Raw genomic sequence first — 26359 nt, 5'->3', positions numbered from 1 at the left:
TTCCTCCTTCTGCAGGTCAGCGATTAGTTTTTTAGCAGCGGTCCCAGTTCCTTCAATACACGGTTAAGCTCCTCCGAGCAATGTCCATACATCTCTTTTGCCGCCTGTTGGTTCGTGGTCAAAGAAAAGAGCTCCAAATCGGCTTCGCACTTTTTCAGCGTGGCAAGCAGCATCGGCTTTTGGCTCGGCGAAGGCACCTTTAGCTTGTCATCGTAAAGATCGACCGTCAAAATGCCGTCCGTATCCACCTGGGCGATAAATACGTTTTCTTTCGTTACCCCCAATTTATCCAGCTCTTCATGGAGCCATCCTCTGCTTTTACCTGCTATCGCCAGAGGCTCGTCCATGATGACGCCGTCCGAAATCACATCCTGCGAGGGCTTGGTGACCGGCAGCTTCATGCCGAGATGCGCAGGCGTTAGCGGCTGATTTTCGCTTTTCAGCAGTACACTCAAATCTCCGCTCGCTTCCAGCATCGCAAATTCGACGTCCGCTACCCGGAACACGCTTTTCGTGCGAAGCTGCTCCAGAAGCTCATCGGAGGTGTACCGTTCCTTTTTCAAATTGTCCTCCAAAATTTTGCCGTCTTTCACGAGCACCGTCCCCTTTCCCTCGAACCATGTCCGCAATATTTTGCTTTTCAATGTGAGGAGTTCGAGCCCCAGCGGGACAATGGACCATACCGCCATGGCGATAATGCCGTGCGAGAAGTGAGCTTCAATATCCGTGGAAGTGACCCCGGCCAAATCGCCGATCGCAATTCCCGTCACATATTCGAAAAATGTAAGCTGGGATATTTGTTTTTTGCCGAGAATCCTCGTGAAAATGAACAGCGTGAACAAAGACGTTAACGATCTGACAACGATATGTAACCAGTCAGGCACATGTCGTACCTCCCTTTTGCGATTGTTACGATCAAAAGTCATTATATGCGATTTTGAAAAGTTCTATTAGAATTCAAAAATGGATTTTATTTCCATGTTAATCCCGGCGGTTTTGGGTATCTTATCGTCTTAGGGAGGTGATCAATTTGACAGTAGCAGCTCAAGTTAAAACTTGCCTGGCTTCGTTAAAAAGCGCGCAGGCAAGCCTGGAAACATTTGCACTCAGCACGCAAAACCAAGAGGCTAAGCAGCTTTTTCAAACTGCCGCACAATCGACCCAGCAGATCGTCGACCAAGTTTCGTCGCGCGTTCAACAGCTGGAGAATGAAGAGCCTCAGTACAAAGGCTTTTAGCATATAGTGCCGCGACAAATAAGAAACAGCCGACTGCGCATTTGCGTCCGCAGCCGGCTGTTTCTGCGTTTATATCCATAACAGCACAATCAAGCTCAGCAGCACAAACAAAACCAGGACCATCAGCACAATCGCCGTTTTTGACATCAAACCCGCCTCACATTCCGATAAAATGGCACGTTTTCAATCGCTGTAGTCCATTGTATGCGTGATCGAAGGAGGACGTGCAAGCGCCTATCCGCGGTAGCGCAAAAAACCGTCCCCCTCTCTGTTCCGAGAGTGCGGACGGCTGTATGTTAAGCTTACTGCGCTTATAGCTTATAGATGAGACTTCATTTTCAAAATCAACTCGGACAAAGCCGCTTGCTCCTCGACGGTCAGCGCTTGCGTGATGCGCTGCACGAAGCAATTGCAATGCTGCGGAAAATTGTCCAGCAGTTGTTGCGCCTTCTCCGTCGGAGAAATGATAAAGCTCCTGCGGTCGCAATGAGCGAGCTTGCGCTCGATATAGCCTTTTTGCTCCAGACTGTCCAGCAGACGGGTCAACGTGCTCAGGCTGACGGCAGGTATTTGCTGGGCGATTTCCTTCACGACGATCGGACCTTTCATGCCTAGGACGTACAGTACGTTGAATTCATGGCGGGAAAGATCGGCGCTGCAGGCGAAGCTGTATTGGTATTGTTGAAGGGATTGCCCCATGCTGATCAGAAAATCGCTGATGATTTCGTTGTGCTGTCGTTCCGTTCTCAGCGTCATAAGGACGTACCTGCCTTTCCCACAGGATGCATTCAACTTACAAAAAGTTATCGCGAAAGTCAATACGGCAATGAAGGCGATATATGGTAGAATACTAGAATAACATGAAACGCCGATATTGAAAAATGTTGAGCTCATAGAGGGAGAGATTGGATCGCAATGACCGCACAAATCATCCATGCTTTAAAACAGCGCCGCGCTGTCCGCAACTACGAAGCCCGCGAGGTGGAAGACTCCAAAATCGAAACGCTGCTCGAAGCCGCCGTTCTGGCGCCTAACGACCGCTTGCGGGAGCCGTGGCATTTTTATGTCATTCGCGGGGAAGCGAAGTCCCGGTACGAGACGATAGCCAAACAGTTTCTCGAGGAGCGGTTCCCGACCAAACCTCATTTGGTCAAAGAATCGCTGCTCGTTCTCGAAAACACGCCGCTCGTCATCGTCGTAACGGCCGACTTGATCCCCGGAGACGAAGCGTCCTCCGAAGATAATGAATATGCGGCGGCATGCGCCATTCATTCCATGTGGCTGACGGCTCAGGAACTCGGGCTCGGACTCGTCTGGCGGACGCGGGGCATCGGGCTCGTGCGGGACGAGCGCATGCATCAACTTATCGGCTCGCCCGACAACAAAAAAATCGTCGGCACTTTGTTCATCGGCTATCCGGCCGCAGAGACGCCGCCGACAGCGCGCACTTCGTTCCGCGACAAGACAACGTACTTGTGAAACAAAGTAACGGGCGATAAAAACCGTTGAAGCGCCGTTAGCTGCTCGCTAATCGCGGGAATCGGCGTTGCACGTCTCCCCCTCCCATACACAAACATGAAAAATCAGCTCAACCGGTTCGGACAAGCTTAAAGTAGAGTATGCGGAGCCCGTTTGGCAAAGTGCCGGGCAGCGCCGTAAAACAACGGCTTGCCAGCCGAAAAAGCCTGCGAAAGTGCAGGTTTTTCCCAAGATAGCGGCTCGTTTGGCGGAAAAACCTGCAATTGTGCAGGAATTCCCGCTCCCGACGGGCCAAAACTTGAATTTGAGCGAAAAAGCCTGCACATTTGCAGGAATAATACAAATCCGGAGCAGTAAGGAGCAAAAAGATGTACTTTTGCAGGCATTCTGCGGCGGGGGTTCGTCCTCAGACGCCCGGGCCGTGCCTGGAGCTTGATGCACATCGGCTCAGGCGGACCTGGGTGCGGATTCTCTGCTCGAACGATGTTTTGCATCGTTGCGAGGTGCTCGGTCGAACGGGTAGCACCTGAAGCTCGATGCATCCGATGGTTACATCGGCTCAGGCGGACCTAGGCGCGGATTCTCTGCTCGAACGATGTTTTGCGTCGTTGCGAGGTGCTCGGATCGCGGGTGGCACCTGAAGCTCGATGCATCCGATGGTTTACGGCGGGCTCGCACATATACAGCCTGGTGACGGTTTCGCTTGACAGCGCCTGACTGCGGTGATACCATCTTTTATATCCAAGTTTTACAATTGGAATTCGCATCTATACCCCATCGATGGCCTGCCACCGGTTCACCGGAGACACAATGATCGCCCGCCTTGTCCGAGCGATCGTGTGTCTTTTCTTTTTTCATCATTTGACCAATGAAGGGGGCTTACAGGACGATGGTTGAAACATTGCTTATTTCCGAGGCGTTTGAGATTGAGCTTGGTGACGGCCTGCGTATACAGGGGAATGTACAGCTGCTGGACGACGGATTGGCCAAACCGGTTCTTATCGCTAGCCACGGATTTCAAGGATTCAAAGAGTGGGGCTTTTGGCCCCGTGTCACTTCAGAAATTTCGCTGCGCGGCTACTACACGGTAAGCTTTGATTTCTCCCGCGTGTATGCCGGGAAATCCGGCGCCGATGAAAAGCTTTTGGCGGCCGTATCCACGATATCCGCGGAACTTGCCGACCTCGGCATCGTTTTGGCCGAGCTTGTATCCGGCAGGCTGCCTCATGCCAGGCAGGCGGATCTGAACCGAATCGCGCTGTGGGGACACAGCCGTGCCGGCATCAGCAATCTCGTGTTTGCCTCCGAGCATCCGGAAATCCGCGCCGTGACCGTGTGGAACGGCGGGGCGAGCCCCCAGCTTCCCGAAGGGGAAAAGACTGACTGGAGCGCCCGGCAGCTCGCCGTTTTTGAAGACCTGGCGAACAACGAAGACCGGTTTGATATTCGCAGCGTGCTGGCCGAACTGGCTGTCCCCGTGTTATTCGTACAAGGCGGCGACGATTCGGACCGGCTGCTGAGCGCTTTCCGGACGAATCGCACCATAGCTCCGCACCAATCTTTCGTGCAAATTCAGGGAGCGGATCATACCTTCGGCGTGTCGCACCCGTTGAACGGGACTACGCCTTATTTGGAGGAAGCGTTTGAAGCTACTGCAGCGTTTTTGTCCAATTCATATTGACATATACACACTTGCTTCCCTTTACTATTATGGAACAAAAAAAAGACCTCCACTTGTTCCCTCGAACAAAATGGAGATCTCCGGATTCGCACGCGGATGATTACCGCAAAAACAGAACGAGCGGCTGGATGTTTTGCTCTCTGATGCATTCGACTACGAGCTTGGCGATTTCGATCGCGCCGAGCTCCTGGAAATGCGTATTGTCTTCCGCGCCGCGCGGGAAATTCGGGAATTCGCCGGGAAACGCCCATAGGAACAGCGATTTCGATGGCTCGGGGCCAAGCTTTTCATATAAAGCTTTTGTTTTGGCCCCAAGATCGATGAGCAGGACGTTCTCTTCTTCGGCGAGCTGCTTCATGGCCGTAATGTAATCGCCGTGCGTATCGATCAAGGTGCCGTCGGCGGCAAAAAAGCGCCGGTGTACCGGAGTGACCAGAACCGGGATCGCCCCCCGCTGCCGCGCACCGTCGATGTACGCCTGCAAATGCTGCTTATACGTCGTAAATGGGGACGTATGCCGCTCTTCGTCCTGCTTTTGATCGTTGTGGCCGAATTGAATGAACAAGTAGTCGCCCTGTGCAATACGCCGCCAAATCGCATCGAGACGCCCTTCGTCGATAAAGCTTTTCGAGCTTCGGCCGGAGTACGCGTAGTTCGCGACGGCAGCGTCCGCTTTAAAGAAAAGCGGCAGCATCTGCCCCCAGCCCGCATAGGGATAGCCTTCAGGCGGCTGATCCGTGACGGTGGAATCCCCCGCCAGGAACAGCGTTGCCGCCTGCTTCGCGGGCGCGATCTCCATGGCGTTGACCCGCGGGGCCGCGCCGGAAAAAGCCAGCTTCAGGCAGCCGTCCTGAACATGCACAGTAAAGGAAACGACGGCAAACTCGCCCGCCGCCGTCTCCAGATTCGCCAGCATCAGCCGGCCCATGCCCGCTTTAATTCCCGTGCAGGTGGGCGTGATCAAGTCGCCCATCGTTACGGTAACCCGGTAGTTGCCGTCAGGAACATCGACGGCAAACACGGCGCCGGCTGGAATGCAAAAGTCGCCGCGCAGCGCATCCGGCTTCCCTCTGTCGCGCGAGTAAACGCGGGTCGTATCCAGAAAGCCGTACCCCCGTTCCTGCGTATAAAGTGTGCTATCCAGAACTTGAGTATACCCTTCCTCGACGGTTCCCGGCCCGAAATCAAATTTATATAGAGCGGTCATGGTTCACACTACCAATCTTTGTGGTTGATTAAAGACGAGAGGAACACAAGTCCGAGCCCTTGGCCCCAGCCCTGAATCCGCTTGTACGGAACCCCTCTGTAGCCGTCGATATCGCGCATAACGGCCGTTCCCGCAGAAACGCCGGTCACCGTGCCGTCCTCCGAAATTTTCGACAGTATTCCGCGAATCGACTTGTTGATGTATTTGTTGTACAGCCCTCCGCTTCCGAGCAATGCCGCTGCGATGCCCGCCGAGCCGGACGTTTCCGGGTAGGAGGTCGGGTCTGTCAGCACGGTGTGCCACAAGCCGCTTTCATCCTGCAATCGGACGAGAGCGCTTAATTGGTCGCGCAGCGAGCCTTCGATAATCATGAACGACGGGTGCGTCACGTGGACGATGCCGAGCGCACGGGCCATCGTAATCGCCGCCCAGGAATTGCCGCGGGCCCAAAACATGCCCGACATATGATTTTGCGCGATGTGGTCCCAGCCGTGGTAGTATAAGTTCGTCGACATATCCTGCAAATAATTTTCGTGGCCGTGATACTGCTTGAGACCGTCTTCCAAATAATCTTCCCGGTTCAGCAGCGCGCCGATCCGCAGCAAAAAGTAACCGGCCATAAACATCGTATCCACCCATGCCTGCTGCGGGAAGTTATACGACTCCGAGTTAACGGTATGCTGGAACACGCCTTCCGCGAACCGCTCCGCGTCATGCTTCAAAAACTCCGCCATCTGCGTGGCGATCTCGATGTAGCGGTCTTCGCCGGTCGCCTTGTACAGCGTCAGCAGCGAGTGGCCGATGGAAATGCCGTTGACCGACAGCTTCGGCAGCCCATCCTCCAATTTTTCGTCGACCCATTCCTTGAGCATGTGCAAATACTCTTCATTTCCCGTCGCTTCATAAGCTTCGGTAACTCCGTAAAAGGCTACGCCACCCGGCCAATCCCAATTGAAGTCCATGCGGAACGTGCGCCGGACGACGCGGTCAATCACTTCCCGAATTTGTTGCGGATCAAAATCTAGTGCTGGCATCTCTGTCATTTCTCCTCTCATTTTCGGTTATCCTTTGAGCCCGCTTGTGCTGATGCCTTCGACGATATATTTTTGGAACACGACAAACACGATGAAAATCGGCACAAGCGACAGTGTCGACATCGCGAACATACCGCCCCAGTTGTTCAATGCATCATTGTCCAAAAATAATTTAAGCGCAAGCGAAACCGGATACAGTTTGGGGTCATTCAAATAGAGCAGCGGCGTATAGAAATCATCCCATCTCCAGTAGAACGAAAAGATGGCGCATGTCACTAAAGCCGGAACGATCAATGGAACGATAATTTTGTAAAAGATCGCATATTTGCTGCAGCCGTCCATTTTGGCGGCCTCGTCGAGCTCCGGCGGTATCGTGCGGATAAACTGGATGATCAGGAAAATAAAAAACGGAATTCCGAAAAACTGCGGAACGATCAACGGTTTAAACGTGGACAGCCAGCCGATTTTGGCGAACAGTACGTATTGCGAAATGATCGTGACGTCCTGCGGCAAAAGCAGCGTCAGCATGACCGCGCCGAACCACAGCTTGCTGCCGAAAAAGCGGATGCGGGCAAAGCCGTAGCCGACCAATGCCGAGGAAATGACGGCGCCGACGGTCGAAATGATGACGATAATAAACGAGTTTTTCATAAACGTGGTGAAGGTCGTGCCCGCAAAGCCTTGCCAGCCCTTAGCATAGTTGCTCCATTCGAGGCGGCTCGGAATCAGGCTTCCCGCTGTCGTATAAATTTCATCGTTAGGCTTGAGCGAGCTGGCAACGAGCCAAAGTATCGGATACAAGGCAACCAGGGCGATTGCGCACACGAAAACGTGATACAAGACCGATCTCAAGCTTTGGGATTGAATCCGCATGTCAAACGCCTCCTAGTTTTCATAATGAACCCAATACTTGGATGTTTTGAAAATAACGAGTGTAATGATTCCGATAATGAGCAGCATGACCCACGCCATCGCGGACGCATAGCCCATCTCGAAAAAGACGAACGCGCGGTGGAATAAGTAAAGCGAATACAGCAGCGTATGCCCGAGCGGGCCGCCCTCGCCGTTGGAGATGATGTAGGCGGGCGTAAAGGTCAGGAAGCCGGAAATCGTCTGCAAAATCAGGTTGAACAAAATAATCGGACTCAGCAGCGGGAGCGTGACGTTGAAAAACTTGCGGAACGGCCCCGCGCCGTCCACACTCGCCGCCTCGTAGTACGTTGCCGGAATATTTTTCAGGCCGGCCAGGAAGATCAGCATGGACGAACCGAACTGCCAGACGGAGAGCAAAATCAGTGTGCCGAGCGCCGTGGCCGGGTACCCGATCCAAGCAATGTTCGTTTCGATCCCGACCATGCCGAGCAGTGCGTTCACAAGACCTTTGTCCCCGAAAATTTGCCGCCACATGATCGAAACGGCCACGCTTCCGCCGATCAGTGAAGGCAGATAGTACGTCGCCCGGTAAATGGCGATGCCCCGCGCCGCCACATTCAGCAGCATCGCTACGAGCAGCGCGATAATCAAACGGGCCGGGACCGAAGTCAGCACGTAGGTCAGCGTAACTTCGAGCGATTGGATAATTTTGTCGTCTTCGGTAAACATCTTCTGGTAATTCGCGAAGCCGACCCATCTGGGCGTTGAAAGCAGGTCATACTCCGTAAATGAGAAATAAAGAGACGAGAGTATGGGATACACCGTAAAAATCAGGAAGCCCAGTATGAACGGTAGAATAAATACGTATCCGACCACATGATCGTTTTCTTTCAGCAGCGATTTCATCGAACCACTCCTCTCCTCCGCTATGTTTATGCCGGAAGGGCGGCCCATCGGCCGCCCCCCCGTTCACGTCTACCGATCCATGAATGTCAGCTTATTTCTTGTTTTTGGCGAGAATGGCGTTCGCTTCTTTTTGGAACTTGGCGGCGCCTTCTTCGACCGTAATTTTTTTGAACAGCATTTGATCCTGAACGTCTTTGAGCAGTTTGCTTACTTCGGCCGCGCCCGCAGGGTCCGGCGGATCCATCGGGCTGCTGTTTTTCTCGGCCCAGGCTACATAGTCGTACACCTGCACTTCTTCAGGCTTCAAAGTAGGCTTCATCGCCTCCTTCACCTTGCTGGACAGCGGAATGCCGCGGTCGCCTTTAATGATTTTGTTCGCTTCCGGATCGTTCAGGAACCAGTTGATGAATTTCGCCGCCTCTTCTTTTTGCTTGGAGCTTTTGGCGACGGACAGCAGCATGCTCGGCTTCATGTACAGCCCTTCCTTGCTGTTCGGCCCCGGCAATCCGCCGATCATCAAAGGCCGTTTCGCCGCTCCCTGCAAAGGAATGAACTGATTCGACCAAGCCATCGTCATAAAGCCTGTGCCGAGCGCAACCGGATTTTCCTCAGGCGTTCCTTTGGAAAGCGCTATTTTGTCCAGCGTATCCATGTAGCCTGCGTCATACCATTTTTTGTACTGCGTCCAATAATCGATGAAATATTTGTTGTCCGTATACCCGAGTCCGGTACCATCGTTGTTAAAGTAATGCTGGCCTTGCGTACGCAAATAATAAGGGAAAAATACGTCGTACCGCATATGGTCGAGCAGCTTGCCCTGTTCCTTCATTTTCTTGGCGAGCTGATCCAGATCGGACCAGGACCAGTTGTTCGGATCGAAGGTCGCGCCCGCTTTTTTGATCATATCGGCGTCGTAGATCGCGCCCATCGCATTAACGCCGGTCGGGATGCCGTACAACTTGTCTTTCACTTTCCCCGTACCGACGGCCGACTCCGACATCGCGCTGGTGTCGATCACTCCGCTTTTGGTCAAAGCGGTCAAATCTTCCAGCTGGTCTTTTCCGCCGTATTGGCTCAAGTAGGAAATGTCCATCTGGATAATATCGGGAAGCTGGTTAGCCGCCGCTTGCGGAGCGAGCTTTTTCCAATAATCGTCAAACCCGGAGTACTCGGCGTCGATTTTTACATTCGGATTTTTTTGCTGGTACATTTCGATCAGCTTCAGCGTATAATCGTGCCGCGCCTGACCTCCCCACCAAGCAAATCTCAGCTTGACATCCCCTTTGGCGGCTGTCGTCGCTGCGGGAGCCTGCGTTGCTGCAGCACCGGGACTTCCGCCCGCATTGCCTGCATTGCCGCCATTGCTGCAGCCGATTGCCGAGATCAGCATAGCCGCGGATACGATGGTTGTAAACGCTTTACGTTTCATCTTGATTCATCCCCCTCAAACTTAAGTACCTGTTCTGCATCTTTATTATCAACAAAATAAGACACAAGATGAATGCAATAATCCGCCATGTTTGTTTAAAAAACAGTGATCATTCGTTAATACCCTCTTTTATACTCGGTAGGCGCGCAGCCGGCTATTTTTTTGAAAACCTGGCTGAAATACTGGGGATTGTCTCCGAATCCAAGCTGCTCGGCAAGCTCAAAAATTTTTACGTCGTCCTGATTTTTAATCATATCCATCGCCTTGGCGACGCGCAATTTAACGACATAATTCGAGAATTTTTCCCCTGTTTCTTTTTTGAACAATTTGCCGAGGTAGTCCGGGTTCATGTACAGCATCTGGTGCGCCACCCAATTCAAAGACAATTCCGGGTTGCCGAGCCGCTCGTTCAAGATCGCGATCACTTTTTGAATAATGACCGAATATTTCGTCCGGTTGCGCTCGTAATTGAGCTGCGTAATTTCTTTGGCGATCGATTTGAGAAAAGCGATGCTCTGCTGAAGCGTTTCCATTTGCGCGAACCGGACCGTATGGTTCATGTACTCGACCATTTGTTCCTCCGAGCACAAGCGCGCCATCGAAATATACAGCTGCAGGACGTACGATTTCGTCGTTTGGATATCCATGCGGGAGCTCAGCAAATTGTCGAAAAAACGGTCGATTTCCGCGCCCGCCTCCTCCCAGTTCCCCGTACGGACCGGAAACAAAATGCGGTCCTCGTCATGGACGAAACCGCCGCCCCGCAGCATCGCGGAATCCGGGATATCCCGCATCGTAATGAGCCCGCCTTCGCCCAAATAAAACCGGTGCCCCAAACATTCCAGCGCCTGCAGATACAACCGTCTCGCATCTGCCATATCGCCGGCCTCGCTCAAAGCCACCGTCGTTTCCAGCTTGTAGTACATCTTGAAAATACGGCTGACTTCGCCGATTTGCTTGTGCAAAAGCCCGATATCCTCCCGGTCTTTGACGACGATCAGCACCTGTTCTCCGACCGTCGAGCTGAGCAGCGAATCTTCCAGCAAATCTTCGGCGATATTTTTCACCGCAAACAGATGCTCGTACTCGAATTTGCCCTCCAGCCGAAAAACGATGAACCGCACCTTGCCGCCGATCTGCAGCCCGAAGAGCTCGCTGTAATATTCCCATTCGCGGCTGCCATACGATTTGTTCATGACAAACTCCTTCAAAAACTGCTCTTTCACGTGCGGCAGCACTTTGCGCATATTGTCCTTCATCGAGCGGATAAAATCTTCCTTGCTCTCCTCCTGCCTGAACTCGCCGGCGATTTCTTTTAGCGAAGCAATGATCGCGTTCTCGTTGCAGGGCTTGAGCAAATAATGCTTGACCCCATACTGCATCGCAGCCTGGGCGTATTCAAACTCGTCAAAGCCGGACAGCATAATAAAGCGGATGCGCGGATGCGTTTCTTTCACCTTCGCGACCAGTTCCAGCCCGTCCATGCCCGGCATGCGGATGTCGCTGATAATGATGTCGGGCGCATGCTCGCTTACGAACGAATACGCCTCAATCCCGTTGCGCGCCGTTCCCGCCAATTGCGTCTCCGCAGATCTCCAATCGACAATCGAAGAAATTCCTTCCAAAATCATGCGTTCATCGTCAACAAGCAAAACTTTATACATAAACGGCTACCCCCTCTTCATACATGGTATTCGAACAGTGACACAAGCTCCGCCTTCTTCTCTGTTGCCGATCCGGATCCCGTATTGCTCCCCGAAAGCGATTTTGATCCGCTCGTCGATGTTTTTCAGGCCGACTCCGGTTCCTTTCGACTTCTTTTCACCGTTCATAATTTGTTGCAAATAATGCTCATCGATCCCCGGCCCGTTGTCCTCGACCGTTATTTCCAGCGCTTCGCCGACTTCTTTGGCAGCAATTCGGATCACGCACGGCTCCAGCTTCACTTCGAGCGCATACTTTACCGCGTTCTCCATCAGCGGCTGCAGCGTCAGCTTCGGTATGCCGCAGCTTTTCAGCTCATCCGGAACCGACATGCCGAAGTCGAGCCGTTCCTCGAATCTGACTTTCTGAATCGTCACATAGTGCTGGACAAGCTCCAGCTCGGCTCCGACCGTAATCATGTCCTGCTTTATGTTGATCGAAGAACGCAGCAAAAAGCCCAGCGCTTCCACCATTTGCGACACCTGCGTCTGCCCGTTCATCTTGGATATCCAGTTGATCGACTCCAGCGTATTGTACAAAAAATGCGGATTGATTTGCGCCTGCAAAGAGCGAAACTCCGTCTCTCGGATCATGAGCTGCTTCGTGTAGTTTTCTTTAATCAGCTCCTGAATGCGCAAAATCATCATCCGGTACGTGCGATACAGCAGCCCGACCTCGTCCATCTGCATATCCGGAGGCGCTTTCAGCGGAAAGTCCGAATTTTCCAGGTCGCCGATTTGCAGGCCGCGCATGCTCGCAATGAGACTTTCGATCGGCCGCGTAATGCTTCTCGCCATGGCGATTCCGAAGCCGGCCACGAGCAGGAAGCTGACGATGAACGCGGCGATCATCACATTTTTCATCATAATGATGCGGTGGAAAATTTTTTGAAAAGGAATCGTATTGTAATACGTCCAGCCCATATAATCCGAGTGAATATGCGAGACAAAATATTTCTCTCCCCCGTCGTCGATAATCCGGAAGCCTTTTAAAGCAGCGGGGCTCGAATCGCCGATCAGGGAGCTCATGCCGGACGTGCGCGGATAAACTAATTTATTGCCCGAGACGATCAGCATCTCGCCTTCTCTCGTCACCGCCTCGCCGGCATGCCTGTCGACGATTTTTTCCAGGTTCACTCTGACGACGAGCACCCCCAGCTTTTTCATCTCCAGGTTATTAAACGAGCGGATCTGCCTCGAAGCGATCAGGCTGTAATCCTCATCATCGGGAAAAACCCACCCCAGGCTGCCGACATGAAGGTTCGCCGCATCCAGCACCTGTTTCTGCCGCTCGCTTGAAAACGTTATCAAATTCCCGCTGGAAAAACTGCCGCTGCCCGTATCCAAAATATCGGCCGACACGATATACGTCTCCGTATTGATATACTGCACGAGCCGGTCGACAAGCCTTGTGCGCGCCTGAATCCGGTCGTACTCGGAAGGGTTGCCGTTCATAACCGCCAAATCCTGCTGGATCTGCACGTCCGACATGACGTTAAAAGTAAGCCGCTCGATTTTGCTCAGCTCATTCTCAATGAGCGTGGAAGAAAGATTGAGCACCTGCGAGGACTTCTGGTAAATTTGCTCGTCGTAAGTCGAATAGGCAACCTGCAGACCTGCAAAGGAAATGCCCGAACTGAGCAGCATGCTGACCGTGATCAAAAGAAACAGCTTTGTCGTAATGCGCCAAGCCCGAATTTCCAGCAGCCGGTTCTGAATCCAGAATTTCATCCCTAACCACCACGTTTCTGTCATAAGTGTGTCGAATCATAGAAGATTGGTTCGCGATGCATGGAGATTTCTCCTTTAAAACGAAAAAAAATGCCGCCCCTTCGTCATTATAATGACTTAAGGGACAGCTTCTCGATACGCTAACAGCGAATATTTCTGCGATTGTGCGGACTGTTGAAAAACCCCCGCGTCAGCAGCGATACCCACAATCTGCCTGGCTTCACGGAGAATTCCTGCAAAAATACATGAATTTGCGTCCTTGAAAGCTATCTACGAAGAATTCCTGCAAAAGTGCAGGCTTTTCACCGAACACATGCACTCGTGCACACTTTCAGCAAAAATTCCTGCACTTTTGCAGGTTTTTCACCAAAACAAGCCAATTTCACAGAAAAAACCTGCACTTTCGCAGGCTTTCTCTCTAACAAGCTGCTTTCTGCCCAGTTGCGTAGTTCCATGACCTGCACCAGGAGAAGCGCACACCCACACTCGTTCCCCTAGCCCTCACAGAGTGCCGCGACTTGCTCGGGCAGCGCGAATTGTGCAGGCATTTCGCAGCAAATATGGGCTCAGACTCGTTTTAGCCGAAAATTCCTGCACAATCACAGGCTTTTCGCCAAAACGAGCCGCTTTCGCGGAGAAAGCCTGCACTTTTGCAGGCTTTCTCTGCGCCGCCGGGCGATAGCAGTTCTAGCGGGCGTGTTCTCCTAAGCCGAACAGGGCCGGACCGAGCTGGACCAAGCGGAAACGCAGCGCCGCAGCGCGTGTAACCAGCCGCCCTCCTTATGGGCGGGCTCTTTTTAAAACACGGACGCCGTACGGTGGCAGCGTCAAGCTGTTTTGAACTTCTCCCGCAGACAGCAGGTCGGTGTATACCGCCGTCGCCGCATCCAGTTCGACTGCCTGTCCGGTTTTGCCGAAGTTCATGACGAAGACGTACTCATGCTCCCCGTCGGTGCGAACCTGCGCAGTTACTTGTTCCGGCAAATCCGTTTCCAACGCGCGTTTCACCCCGGCTTCGCGGAATATGTGCCCGTAAAAAGCGCGGTTGAACGACGCTTCCGCGCGGGCAGCGATATAGTACGCCCTGCCGCTGCCAAGCCGGTTGACGGTTACAGCCGGACGCCCCGCATAAAAGTCGTCTCCGTACACCGCCAGCGCTTCCGCACCTTCCGTATGAATGAGCTCGCACAATTCACGCACTTCAAATGTGCCTGTCAGCCGCAGCGGATTGCCTTCCTGAAACACGATGCTGTTCGTATCATGATCGTGCAGACCGTCCATTTCCTCCGACCAAATGCCCAAAGTTTGGCGAAGCGGGCCCGGAAATCCGCCAAGGAAGCACAAATCGTTCTCATCCACGACGCCCGACCAGTAAGTGGCGACGAACGTTCCGCCGTTCCGAACGAACTGCTCGATCCGTTCTCCCACGCCCGGGCGCACCAGATAAAGCATCGGCGCAACAACCAGCTTGTATTTTGCCAGATCGCAGTCCATATCGATGATGTCTACAGGAACGCCCTGATCCCAGAACGCCCGGTAATGGCTGAGAACCGTTTCCTCGTACTTCACTCCCTTGTTGCGCGGACCTTGCGAATCTTTGACCGCCCAGCGGTTCTCCCAGTCGAAAATAATCGCCGCTTCCGCAGGGACGGCGGTTCCGATAACTTCCGCCAGCTTCTCAAGCGCACCGCCGACTTCCGCCACGTCCCGGAACACGCGAGTATGCTCGTGGCCGGCATGATCGATTACGGCGCCGTGCAGCTTTTCGCTCGCTCCGCGGCTTTTGCGCCACTGAAAATACTGGACCGAGTCCGAGCCGTGGGCTACCGCCTGCAGCGAAGCGAGCAAATGCATGCCCGGACGCTTCAGCTTGCTGACCGGCTGCCAGTTCGTCAAGCTAGGCGTGCTTTCCATCAGCAGGAAGGGCCGGCCGCCTTTGATCGAACGGAACATGTCGTGATTGAGCGCGAACCAGGCCGCCAGATCGCTTTGATCCGCAGCGTCGTGCCAGGTCGGATAAGCGTCCCAGGAAATAACATCGAGCACATCTTTGAATTTCCAGTAATTAAGGCCTTCGTAAGCGTCCATAAGGTTGGTCGTGACGGGCAGATCGGCATTTTTCGCCTTGAGCGGCGCAATCTCCCGGCGGCAAAAGTCGACCGTCTGATCGGTGACGAACCGCTTCCAGTCCAGATTCATCGCATGGACCAGATTTTCCCCATGCGGAGCCGGCGATTCGATCTGCGACCAGCTCGTATAGGTGTGGCTCCAAAAAGCCGTCCACCAAGCCGCATTCAAAGCTTCCAGCGTGCCGTATTTGCGCTGCAGCCACTGGCGGAACGCGTCCTGGCAGTAATTGCAGTGACAGTCTCCGCCGTACTCATTGGATATATGCCAGCCGACAACCGCCGGATGAAACGCATACCGATCGGCCAGCTTGGTGTTCATCAAGTCGACCTTTTCCCGGTAAACCGGTGAAGTGTAGCAATGATTGTGGCGGGCGCCGAACAAATTTCGCACCCGGTTGCTGCCGACGCGCAGCACCTCCGGGTATTTTTCCGCCATCCAGGCCGGTCTGGCCCCGCTCGGCGTTGCCAGCCAGGCATAAATACCGTTCGCGGCAAACGTATTCAGAACGCGGTCAAGCCACTCGAAGGTGAACACGCCTTCTTCCGGCTCAAGGGCCGACCAGGCGAATATGCCGATCGCCATAACGTTGCATTTGGCTAATTTCATCATGCGGATATCTTCTTCCAAAACTTTCGGATCGTGCTGCCATTGATCGGGATTATAGTCCGCTCCATGCATAAAAACAGGCAGTTTGGAGCTGACGGGCGGGAATTTTTGCGGCATGCTATCACCTCTATTAGGGAATAAATGGCTTAGAAAGACAAACTATCTCCATAATAAACGTAATTCCCGCCCGAGCCTACCCGATAAAGCTATGATAATCAGTAAAATTCTACGCTAAAAGAATCTTTTGGGGCGCGTCCGATATGCTTGATGTTTTTTTTCATGCGGATGGAGTTTTCGCAGCGCCGGCACTAAGGGCTAAAATCATCGGCATGCGCAAAAAACCTGCAAAAGTACATCTTTTTGCTCCTTGATGCGCTGGTTTCGGAATATTCCTGCAAATGTGCAGTTTTTTTCGCCAAAATGTAAGGCTCAGGCCTTCATGGCGGGAAATTCCTGCACAATCGCAGGCTTTTTCCAAAAACGGGCCGCTTCCGGCACAAAAGCCTGCACTTTCGCAGGCTTTTGCTGGCGGCGGATGGTTGGCAGGCCGATTTCGCAGGCTTTGCAGGACGCCTGTGGCTGGCAGGCCGATTTCGCGGGCTTTGCAGGACGCCTGTGGCTGGCGAGGCGCTTTCGCCAGCCCTGCAGGCCACGGATGCCAGTGCAACCGGACGTATTCTTCCTTGACCGTCCACGTCTAGGCGATTTTGCCGCTGCCGCTTACGGTCAATACACCTTTTTCCACTCGGCGATATTTTTCGCGTCGAATTTGAACGGATCGCCCAACATGATTTGCGTGCCTTCACCGTCTTTGATCACTTGTTTGTCTCCGAGTCTGCCGGCCACAAACTTCTCACCGACTTTGCCCGTAAGCGTTCCCTTCACAAGCCCGTCAGCCGCATATCCGGCCAAATAGCCGACGTCGACCGGATTCCACAAATACATCCACGGACAGACGCCGCTATCGATGTATTCGGCCATTTCACTGGGCAGTCCGAGCCCGGTCAGGAACACTTTACCTTTCAGCCCTTTGTCGGTTAACACCTTGCCCGCGGCTGCGATACCTACGGTCGTAGGAGCGATAATGCCTTTTAAATTCGGAAAAGATTTGAGCAGCGCCTCGGTTTCCGAAACGCTTTTATCCCGCAAGTCGTCGCCATAGGCTACTTTCACCAGCTTGATATCTTTGTATTTCGGATCTTCCAGCTCTTTTTTCATCCACTCGATCCAGGCATTCTGATTCGTCGCTTGCGAGGTAGCGCTCAGCACGGCGATTTCGCCTTTGCCGCCGATCATTTCGGAAATCGCCTGCACCTGCACGCGGCCGATCCGCTCGGGGTCCGCCTGGTTGACGTGCACGAGCCGGCTTTGCGCATTGACCGCGGAATCGAGGGAAAGCACTTTGATGCCCGCGTTCATCGCTTTTTTCAAAGCGGGCTGGAGCGCATCCGGATCGTTCGCCGCTATGGCGATAGAATCGACTTTTTGCGAAATGAGCTCCTCGATCATTTTGATCTGGGCTTCGGCGGTCGGCTGATCCGGCGCTTTCAGAATCGGTTCCCCGCCAAGCTCCGTTATCGCGTTTTTGAAGCCCTCCATCTGCTTCTCTCCGAAAGGGTTCCCCGTATTTTTGAAAACGATGGCGAATTTCTTTTTACCGCCGTTTGCGCCCGCTCCTTTACTTCCATCGGCAGGCTGTGCCGCACCCCCGCATCCTGCAATAAGCGATAAAGCCAAAACCGAGGTCAAACAGGTGAAAACCAGCTTTTTCATTTTTTGTCCTCCCTTTAATTGGATATATGCAAATCGGTTCAGGCCGCCGAAGTCACCACAAGCTTAATATACTATACCTATGTACTGTATATTTGAATCGTCGGCAATAAAGCCCGCCGCTTAACCGGCAGGCCGCAAAAGCCTTCCGCTCCGCCTGAACCGTTTGATATCGGCAATACGTTACGCCGCTTTTCGCAGCCGGCCTTTTGCCGGCTTAAGCTTGGGAACCATCACGGCGACAATCAGCAGCAGACCGATAATGATGAGCAGCGCCTGGGCGGGCACGTTCACCAAACCGAGGCCGTAGCTGAGCATGCCGATCAAAAATACGGCGAGAATCGCGCCGATCATCCTCCCTTTGCCGCCTGCCGTGCTGATGCCTCCGAGCACAACCATGGCGATAACGTCCAGCTCGTAGCCGGTTGCGACGTTGGGCCGCGTGCTGCCCATTCTCGATGTGAGGAAAATAGCGGTAATCGCAGCCATCAGGCCGGCGAGCGCAAACACAATGATTTTGATTTTATCGACCTGAACGCCGGAAAAACGGCTTGCGGTCATATTGTTGCCCATCGCGTAAATTCTGCGGCCGAACGTCGTTTTATGCAGCAGCAGACCGTACAGCACGGCAAAGAAGGCGAAGGCGATCAAAATAAACGGAATGCCGGCGATATATTCCCAGCCGAAAAAGCTGAACCAGTCGGGGAACTGCCCCTTCGCCTGATCCTCCAAAATAATGTAAGCGATACCGCGATAAATAATCATCGTCGACAGCGTCACGATCACGGACGAAAGCTCCTTGAACTTGACGATCAGCAGGCCGTTGACCAAACCGCAGAGCGTCCCGACCAGCAGGCAAATGACGATGGCCAGTTCCATCGGAACTCCCCGGTGGTACAAGTCCGCCATAACGACGGATGACAGCGCAACCGTCGAAGCGACGGAAATGTCGATATCGCCGAGAATCATAATCAGCACCATCGGCAGCACGATAAAAGCTTTGTCAAGAAAGCTCATCGTCGCATCGCGCAAATTTTCGATATTCATATAATACGGGGACAAATAAGCGTTCATCACGTTGACCAGAATAAAAATGAGGACGAGCAGCCATTCCCATTGGAAAAAGAAGCTTTTGATTTGCAGCGGTTTGCGGCCGCCCAGCAAGCGGGTTTGTGCCATGTTAAATTTTCCTCCTCATGAGATGGTTGCGGTCCACGCCTCTTTTTACGACTGCGTTAATGAGCACGGCGATGAGAATGATCGTCCCCTGAATCGCCATCTGCCAAAAAGGAGAAACGTTGATCAATGGCAGCGCGTTATTGAGAATGCCCAGGAGAATCGCGCCCAGCAAAAGTCCGCCGATTTTGCCCGAGCCCCCGGCAATGCTGACGCCCCCGAGCACGCAAGCGGCGATGACGCTTAATTCGTAACCCATCGCGGTATCGCCCTGGGCCGATGCGAACTTGGCGACCCACAGGACGCCCGCAAGCCCGGACAAAGCGCCCATAACGGTATAGACCAGCCACAAAATTTTCGTATTGTTGATGCCGCTGATTTTGGCCGATTCCGGGTTGCTCCCCACAGCGTAAATTTGCCGTCCGGTTCTCGTGTGGTTAATGAAATAATAGAACACGATGTAGATCAAAACGGCGATCACGATGAGCGTATTCACGCCCAAAACCGAAGTCGTGGCGATCGCTTTAAAGCTTTCCGGCATCTGGTGGGCGCTGACCCATTTGCCTCCGCTGACCGTATACGTCAATCCTCGGAACACGTTCATCATCCCTAGCGTCGCGATAATCGGCAGCACACCCACTTTGGCTACGAGAAAACCTAACATGAAACCGCATACAACTCCGATGGACGTACCGAGCAAAATCGCGAATACCGGATGAAGCCCGGGATAAAACGTTACCGTCAGCGCAGCAACCATCCCCGAGAGGGCGAGCGTCGCGCCGATGGAAAGATCGATCCCTCTCGTCACGATCACGAGCATCATGCCGACGGCGAGGATGCTTAAAATCGCGGTATTTTTGACCAGATCATTGACGTTCTCCAACGTTAAAAAGCTCGGATTGCGCAGTTGGACGGCAATGGACAGCAAAATAATAAAACCAAGCAGCCCAAGCTCTCTGAATTTAGCTATGCCGGCGCTTATCGACGCTTTTTTTCCCGGACTCGCGTTTAGCGTTGTTTTAGCTGTCGTACTTTCAGCCATAATGCCCCCACCTCTTGTTCGTTATCCGACTGTCGCGCGCATCGATGCATTTGCAGGATTGCCGGTCATCGCTGCTTCAAGAATCGCTTCCTGCGTCGCATTCTTGCGGTCCATCGTGGCCGTCACCCGGCCTTCCCGCATCACGACGATGCGGTCGCACATGCCGAGCACTTCCGGCATTTCCGAAGACACGAGCAGCACCCCGTAGCCTTGCGCCGCCAGCTCGCCGATGATTTCGTATATCGCCGATTTGGCTCCCACATCGACGCCCTTGGTCGGCTCGTCGAGAATGATGACGTCCAGATCCGCCGTCAGCAGCTTGGCGAAGACGACCTTTTGCTGGTTGCCGCCGGACAGGGAGCTGACCAGATCGAAGATGCTGCCCGCTTTGACGCTTACTTTTTCCGCCAGCGCCTTCGCGGTTTCCGCTTCCTTGTTCACATTCAGCCAGCCCTGCTTCGAAAATTTGCCGATAAACGGAAGCGTGATGTTTTTCCCGATTTCCCATTCCAGCACCAGCCCCTGCTGCTGCCGGTCCTCAGGCAAATAGCCGATTCCCGATTTCATCGCTTCCAATGGACTTTTGATCCGCATTTCTTTTCCCTTTAGATATATACGGCCGCTGTCCAAAGCATGAATGCCGAATATCGCCTGGCACACCTCGCTGCGCCCCGATCCGACCAGCCCGGTCAACCCGACAATCTCGCCCCTCCGAACCGCAAGAGAGATATCGGCGAAAAATCCGGTCCGACCCGCGCCCTCGACGCGCAGTACTTCGTCGCCGGGTCTCGTTTCCTTTTTCGGAAACAGCTGCGTAATTTCCCGGCCTACCATAGCTACGATCAGCTCTTCGTTCGTAATATCGTGAATGCCCCAGCAGCCGATATACTGCGCGTCCCGAAACACGGTCACCCTGCTCGCCAGCCGGTACATGTCTTCAAACCTGTGGGAGATAAAAATAATCGCCGTCCCCCGGTCCCGCAGCCTTTCGGCAATTTTGTACAGCTCCTCGCTCTCCCGTTTGGTCAACGCCGCCGTCGGTTCGTCCATAATGATGATTTTCGCGCTCGTAGAAAGCGCTTTCGCAATTTCAACGATTTGCTGCTGCGCAATACTGAGCGCCCCCATCTGCGTTTTCGGATCGAAGCTTGCGCCCAGCTCTTTGAGCAGCCTGCCCGCTTCCTCGTGCATCTCGCTCCACAGGATGCGTTTGGTGCTTTTTTGAATTTTTTCGTGTCCCATAAAAATATTTTCCGTGACGCTCAAATCCGGATAACAGGTAACGTGCTGATAAATCGCGGCAATTCCCAACTTGCGCGCATCGTTCGGATTGTGAAAATGCACCTTCTCACCGTTCACGTACATCTCGCCCGCATCCGGGGCATGCACCCCTGTGATGATTTTGATAAACGTCGACTTGCCGGCGCCGTTCTCCCCCATCAAAGCGTGGATCTCGCCCGGCCTCAGCTGGAACTGCACCTGATCGAGCGCTGTAACCCCCGGAAACATCTTTGTAATCGCTCTCAATTCCAAAATAAACTCAGACATAAGCGGCCTGCTCCTATCCTTCTTATTCAGCGCATCATCTGTATTCGCAAACACAGTATAACACGATAAAATTGAAATGAATAGAACTTTTTTGAATTTTTGATTTCATTTTTGATCATTTATGTTCGTTTCAACTCAAAAAGAACATTGTCCACCCCGTCCGCCGGAACCGGCGAATCACCGGCCATGCGCAGAAAACCTGCAAAACTCTCATAACGTCTGCCGTAGACGATACCCTCAGAATGAAAAGAATCAGGTCTACTGCGTGCAGGCTGTTAACACCCCCACACTAGGAGACAACACATCTGCTTGGCAATGCGGAGAGTGCCTGCAAAAGCGCAAGTTTTTGCTCGTTGATACGCCTAAAGTGAAAAATCCCTGCAGATGTCAGATAGTTGATAAGGGGCATAGCCGTTCTTCCCCAACCCACGCTACTCCTACATAATTGTGGCGCTGAAGTGGGGCACAAAACGGCTTGTCAGGAAGAAAGCCTGCAAAAGTGCAGGCTTTTTCCTTATAAATGGTCCATTTTGGCGAAAAGCCTGCGATTGTGCAGGAATATCCCGTGAAAATGAACCTGAGCCCATGTTCGCGGCGAAAAGCCTGCACAATTGCAGGAATTTTTCGCAGCGGACGTATCCATCGAGCAAAAACTGTACTTTTGCAGGTTTTCTTCGTGCAACCAGGCAGATTGTGCGACCAACTCTGGCGTGTGGGCTTCCGGGCAGCCTGTAAAACTGAGGCTTTTCCGCTCATCCTAGGCATTCAGCCCCTCACGACTGAAAGTCCAATGGATTTCCCCTCAGATTAAATTTTACGTGGGGGCCGATTTACAACAATCTGAGAGGGGCATTCAGGTCATACTTTTGGTGGATTCTCAACAGCCTGACTTGCGCAGATTTTCTGAACGTGGCAGTAAGCACCCCGTCAACGGACGGTGCTGCGCTGCATGCCGGCGGGCGGTGCGTCGTTCGACCACCTGCGGTCGCGCGAACGCAGAGCTTGCGGGCTGGCAAGCCGCGCCAGAAACAACAAAAAACACGGCGCAGCCCGCCCGCTGCGCCGTGTTTCCTGCTAACCGCTTTATTTGCCGCCCGAGGCATAGTACAAAATATGCTCCTGCGTCGCTTCGTTGCGGTTAAAGATTTTGCGGATTTGCCCGTTGTACATGACCATAATCCGGTCGGACATCCCCATAATTTCCGGCAGGTCCGACGAAATCATAATGATCGACGCTCCGGCAAGCACAAGCTCGTTCATGATGTTGTAAATGTCCATCTTCGAGCCGATATCGATGCCGGCCGTCGGCTCTTCGATGATCAGCACTTTCGCGTTGGCGAACAGCCACTTGGCCAAAATGACCTTTTTTTGCTTGCCGCCGCTTAAATTATCGACGTTTTCCAGCTCGCTGACCGATATTTCCAGCCGTTCCACCAAATCTTTGGCAGCTTCGGCTTCCTTCTCGCGATTCAAAAACCCGGCTTGGGACACCCGCTTCAAGTTCGTCAGCGTGATGTTCTCGGATATCGGCGAATTGGAGATAAGCCCTTCCTCCGAATTCAGCCCGGTCACGTAACAAAGGCCGTGCTTTTTGGCCAGGTGGGGAGTCATGGAAGTGAACGTTTTGCCGTTCAGCACGATCGCGCCCTCGAAAGGCCCGTATATGCCGAACAGCACTTTCGCCAGCGTTCTGCGGCCCGAGCCGCTCAGTCCGGTCAGCCCGATAATTTCGCCTCGCCGCACGGCAAAATGAATATGCTCGATCCGCCCGTTGTAACCGACGTTCTCTACGCGCAATATTTCATCCCCGTGCTTCACCTTCAGCTTCGGATAGCGGTCCGCCACGTCCTTGCCGGCCATCACTTTGACGATTCCGTTCAGATCGACTTCGCCGATGCCGTACGTCTGGACGACTTCACCGTCCCGGATTACCGTAACCCGGTCGGCGATCCGCTGCAGCTCCTCGATCCGGTGCGAAATATATATGATCGTAATGCCGTGCTTTTTCATCTCGCGAATAATGTTGAACAGCAGTTCGATTTCCTGCTCCGTCAGCGCTGCGGTCGGCTCGTCCATAATCATAATTTTGGCGTGCTGCGAGTAGGCCTTGATGATTTCGACGAACTTTTGCTGCCCGATGCTGAGCGTGCTGACAAGCGTTCGCGCATGGAAATTCAGCTCGAACTTTTTGAGATATTCACCGGTTTCTTTGTAAGCGCTGTCCCAATCGATCAGCCGGGTCCATTTTTTCACCGGTTCCCTGCGTATGAAAACGTTCTCAGCAATGTTCAAATCTTGGAACAGCCGGATTTCCTGGTGGATCATGGCGATTCCGAGCTCTTGCGCCTGTTTGGGGCTTTGGATCGACACCTGCCGGCCATTGATATAAATGTCGCCGGAATCCGGCTGGAACAGCCCGGCCAATATTTTCATCAAAGTCGATTTGCCTGCCCCGTTTTCGCCGATCAGCGCATGCACCTGGCCTTCACCCGCGCTCAACGCGACATTGTTCAAAACGACGTTGTCGTGGAAGCGTTTCGTAATGCCCTTCATTTCCAAAAAATTGTTCACCCTGCGTGCCTCATTTCTTCAAAAGGTTCAAGTGCAGTACGGTTTATTCCAGCTCAAAGGTTGTATACAAAGCGACGGCGTGCTCGAAAAAAAACGTTTTGAACTCGGACGGCACCTGCTTGTTCGTAATGACCTTTTTGGCCATCGTCAAGTCGCCGAGCTTGGCAAACCCGGTCCGGTTGAATTTCGTGTAATCGGCTGCGACGATAATTTCGCTGGAAATTTTTTTAACTTCTTGTAAAATCATTGCTTCCTCGTAGCTGCCAACCGTATACCCGGCATCTCGATGTACACCCTTGACACCGACAAACGCCTTGTTGATGTAAATGCCGCTGAGCGCCTGCAGCGTAAAACCCCCGACCAGCGTCGAACCGGCCTGCACGAGATCCCCGCCGGTGACGATCACTTTGACGCCTGCGGCGTCTTTCAAGGCGAGGCCGATCACCATGTCGTTCGTGACGACGGTCACCTTTTTATCGTTCAGGCTGCGGGCGATTTCCAGACAAGTCGTGCCTGGACTGAGATAGATCGCGTCGCCGTTCTCGATCATTTGTGCGGCAATTTTGCCGATCATCCGCTTTTCTTCAATCGTTTTATCGTCCGCCTCGAAAACAGCCGCCTCCCGGGCTGCGCCGAGCTTGTCGTTGATCACCGCTCCGCCGTATGTTTTCACCAGAAAACCGCTCTGTTCCAGCTTGTCCAAATCTCTGCGGATCGTCACTTCCGTCACGGAAAAAAGCTCGCTAAGCTCGACCACATCGACCCGTTTGTGCTGGTAAAGCAGTTCTTTGATTTTATTTAACCGTTCGATAGCAAACATGGTGCAGCTCCTTGTACGTTTTGTTCATGTTATGTTCTATTATATCACATTTCGGATCGATTGCGTTCGTTTGATAAAAGCGGTCGTTCACACTATAGGTTCGCCGCAATGAGATAAACCTCTATCGAGGTCTTTCGAAGATGAGCGACCGCGTTTAGAGGTAGGTTTATTCGCCAATAAGAATGCTGTTCTTCACGCTTTAGCGCTGCAAAGAACTTTAAACATTCTTATGTGGTAAAAAAGCGCCACTCCAACTCACACAATGTTGTTCGCCCAAAAAAGCGAATGCGGCAACCGGCGGTTAAACCGGTTTTTTCATTGTATGATTTGCGGGTGGCGCAAAAATTCGGATCAACTCTCCGGGCGTGCCCTCTCACGGCGTACGTTGCAGTACTGCACGGCGGTGGTCAAGTCCCATACTTAAACGGTTCGGTTCGATCCGGCATTTAACCGCGTTTTACAAGATCTTCGCGGACCGGGGTGAACACATCCAGCAGCGCGGACGATTCCAGTGCCGTCACTCCATGCTTGGCCCCGCTTGGTATGTAAATGGACTGCCCCTGCCCGATCACCGTCGCCGTGCCGTCGATTCTGAACTCGATCCGACCTTTCAGGCAGTAGGACATTTGCTCGTGCACATGGCTGTGCTCGTACCCTTCCGCCCCCGGCTCAAAATGCACTTCCATCATCATGAGGCCGCCTTCGGCCTTCAAAATACAGCGCTTCACTCCCGGCTCGGCCGGTTCCCATACTCCGATGTTCGACATTTCCATCGCTCCTCTCATGTGCAAAAACGATACTTTCCTTTGTACCCGACATACGAAAAAACTGCCGAAAAACCCGCTCACAGGCGGCGCGTGCAGAAAACCCGCAGAAAACCTGTAAAATCTCCCATGACGCCGTGGACGTCAGCCTACTGATAAGCTCTCGCGCGCAGAGTCCGCTTAGTTCCACTATACGCACCTCCCGGCGCACGGTGTTTCGCTGCACGACAGCGGCCCGCCGACCACGCTATTGGCATTGAGCAAAAAACCTATAAAAACCAGACTATTGAAAAAACTGATGCACCAGAAGATAGTACGCCCACCCGCCACAGCGCGTGCAAAAATTGCTGCAAAAATGCACTAGCTTTGCAAAGAAGCTAACTTCAACTGGATTAAAATGGACAAGTTTCTTTTTGAGTTATTAGATACTTATTTTTCCATTCGTTACTTCCGGCAAATGAGCTAAAAAGTCGATGGCCTCTTGAGTAAGGGAGTGTTACCATTTTCAGGGAATCTATCATTTATTGGTTGAATTCGTTAGTCAGCACGAACTTTTGCGCCACGTGCTTCTTTGGGGAGTTTCTTGAGCGTCCTCGTTTCGGCTTCTTCTGACGGCCTTTTGAAGGCTTCGTCGGTTTCCGGAACAAGGCGT

20 protein-coding genes are annotated in these 26359 nt (G+C 52.9%); 3 read left to right on the top strand and 17 right to left on the bottom strand.

All coding sequences use genetic code 11. The features are described from left to right. Positions 1-23: 23 nt before the first annotated feature. The gene (locus tag AC6RNO_RS21445) at positions 24-926 is read right to left on the bottom strand and encodes a DUF421 domain-containing protein (RefSeq protein ID WP_474683391.1); all 903 of its coding nucleotides are present in this window, start codon (positions 924-926) and stop codon (positions 24-26) included. Positions 927-1030: 104 nt separating this feature from the next. Here AC6RNO_RS21445 and AC6RNO_RS21440 point away from each other — a divergent pair, with 104 nt between their 5' ends. Next, complete coding sequence (locus AC6RNO_RS21440) at positions 1031-1237, top strand: DUF1657 domain-containing protein (protein ID WP_474683390.1); 207 nt, start codon at positions 1031-1033, stop codon at positions 1235-1237. A gap of 318 nt (positions 1238-1555) precedes the next feature. On the opposite strand, the gene AC6RNO_RS21435 is transcribed toward AC6RNO_RS21440, so the two are convergent. Beyond that, positions 1556-1993, bottom strand: coding sequence for a MarR family winged helix-turn-helix transcriptional regulator (locus AC6RNO_RS21435; protein WP_488435548.1), 438 nt, complete (start codon positions 1991-1993; stop codon positions 1556-1558). A gap of 159 nt (positions 1994-2152) precedes the next feature. Here AC6RNO_RS21435 and AC6RNO_RS21430 point away from each other — a divergent pair, with 159 nt between their 5' ends. Both AC6RNO_RS21430 and AC6RNO_RS21425 read left to right on the top strand, forming a co-directional pair. Further along, entirely contained in the window at positions 2153-2716 is a 564-nt protein-coding gene (locus AC6RNO_RS21430) for a nitroreductase family protein (protein ID WP_488435549.1), read from the top strand. 889 nt (positions 2717-3605) lie between these two features. Continuing rightward, complete coding sequence (locus tag AC6RNO_RS21425) at positions 3606-4397, top strand: alpha/beta hydrolase family protein (RefSeq protein ID WP_497106678.1); 792 nt, start codon at positions 3606-3608, stop codon at positions 4395-4397. A 100-nt stretch (positions 4398-4497) separates the two neighbouring features. Here the strand turns inward: AC6RNO_RS21425 and AC6RNO_RS21420 are convergent, their stop codons facing one another. The 15 genes from AC6RNO_RS21420 to AC6RNO_RS21350 form a co-directional block, all read right to left on the bottom strand. Continuing rightward, on the bottom strand, positions 4498-5604 hold the full coding sequence (locus AC6RNO_RS21420; protein ID WP_497106677.1) for a GDSL-type esterase/lipase family protein: 1107 nt from the start codon (positions 5602-5604) through the stop codon (positions 4498-4500). Positions 5605-5612: 8 nt separating this feature from the next. Beyond that, complete coding sequence (locus AC6RNO_RS21415; RefSeq protein ID WP_474683384.1) at positions 5613-6638, bottom strand: glycoside hydrolase family 88/105 protein; 1026 nt, start codon at positions 6636-6638, stop codon at positions 5613-5615. A 27-nt stretch (positions 6639-6665) separates the two neighbouring features. Then, positions 6666-7511: a carbohydrate ABC transporter permease gene (locus AC6RNO_RS21410; protein ID WP_474683383.1), complete on the bottom strand. Its 846-nt coding sequence runs from the start codon at positions 7509-7511 to the stop codon at positions 6666-6668. Positions 7512-7523: 12 nt separating this feature from the next. After that, entirely contained in the window at positions 7524-8417 is an 894-nt protein-coding gene (locus tag AC6RNO_RS21405; RefSeq protein WP_474683382.1) for a carbohydrate ABC transporter permease, read from the bottom strand. Between the two features lie 91 nt (positions 8418-8508). Next, the gene (locus AC6RNO_RS21400) at positions 8509-9846 is read right to left on the bottom strand and encodes an ABC transporter substrate-binding protein (protein WP_474683381.1); all 1338 of its coding nucleotides are present in this window, start codon (positions 9844-9846) and stop codon (positions 8509-8511) included. Positions 9847-9962: 116 nt separating this feature from the next. Then, on the bottom strand, positions 9963-11510 hold the full coding sequence (locus AC6RNO_RS21395) for a response regulator (protein WP_474683380.1): 1548 nt from the start codon (positions 11508-11510) through the stop codon (positions 9963-9965). Between the two features lie 6 nt (positions 11511-11516). After that, a complete protein-coding gene (locus AC6RNO_RS21390) occupies positions 11517-13280 on the bottom strand; it encodes a histidine kinase (protein ID WP_497106676.1) in 1764 nt (587 codons plus the stop codon). A 780-nt stretch (positions 13281-14060) separates the two neighbouring features. Next, positions 14061-16133 carry a beta-galactosidase gene (locus AC6RNO_RS21385; protein ID WP_497106675.1) on the bottom strand — a complete coding sequence of 691 codons (2073 nt, stop codon included), beginning with the start codon at positions 16131-16133 and terminating at the stop codon, positions 14061-14063. Positions 16134-16742: 609 nt separating this feature from the next. Then, positions 16743-17789, bottom strand: a complete 1047-nt coding sequence (gene rhaS / locus AC6RNO_RS21380) for a rhamnose ABC transporter substrate-binding protein (protein ID WP_497106674.1) — start codon at positions 17787-17789, stop codon at positions 16743-16745. Positions 17790-17969: 180 nt separating this feature from the next. Beyond that, positions 17970-18965 carry an ABC transporter permease subunit gene (locus tag AC6RNO_RS21375; protein WP_497106673.1) on the bottom strand — a complete coding sequence of 332 codons (996 nt, stop codon included), beginning with the start codon at positions 18963-18965 and terminating at the stop codon, positions 17970-17972. 1 nt (position 18966) lies between these two features. Beyond that, positions 18967-20004 (bottom strand): ABC transporter permease, encoded by a 1038-nt coding sequence (locus tag AC6RNO_RS21370; RefSeq protein WP_474683373.1) that lies wholly within the window; start codon positions 20002-20004, stop codon positions 18967-18969. Between the two features lie 21 nt (positions 20005-20025). Next, a complete protein-coding gene (locus AC6RNO_RS21365) occupies positions 20026-21552 on the bottom strand; it encodes an ATP-binding cassette domain-containing protein (RefSeq protein WP_497106672.1) in 1527 nt (508 codons plus the stop codon). 1083 nt (positions 21553-22635) lie between these two features. After that, positions 22636-24123: an ATP-binding cassette domain-containing protein gene (locus AC6RNO_RS21360; protein ID WP_497106671.1), complete on the bottom strand. Its 1488-nt coding sequence runs from the start codon at positions 24121-24123 to the stop codon at positions 22636-22638. Between the two features lie 43 nt (positions 24124-24166). Beyond that, complete coding sequence (locus AC6RNO_RS21355) at positions 24167-24943, bottom strand: DeoR family transcriptional regulator (protein WP_497106670.1); 777 nt, start codon at positions 24941-24943, stop codon at positions 24167-24169. A 446-nt stretch (positions 24944-25389) separates the two neighbouring features. Further along, complete coding sequence (locus AC6RNO_RS21350) at positions 25390-25710, bottom strand: cupin domain-containing protein (protein ID WP_474683369.1); 321 nt, start codon at positions 25708-25710, stop codon at positions 25390-25392. Positions 25711-26359 lie beyond the last annotated feature (649 nt).

This window comes from Paenibacillus sp. sgz302190 (assembly GCF_059820445.1).
The sequence above is the reverse complement of the archived record's forward strand: the minus strand, read 5'-3'. Positions and strand labels throughout refer to the sequence as shown.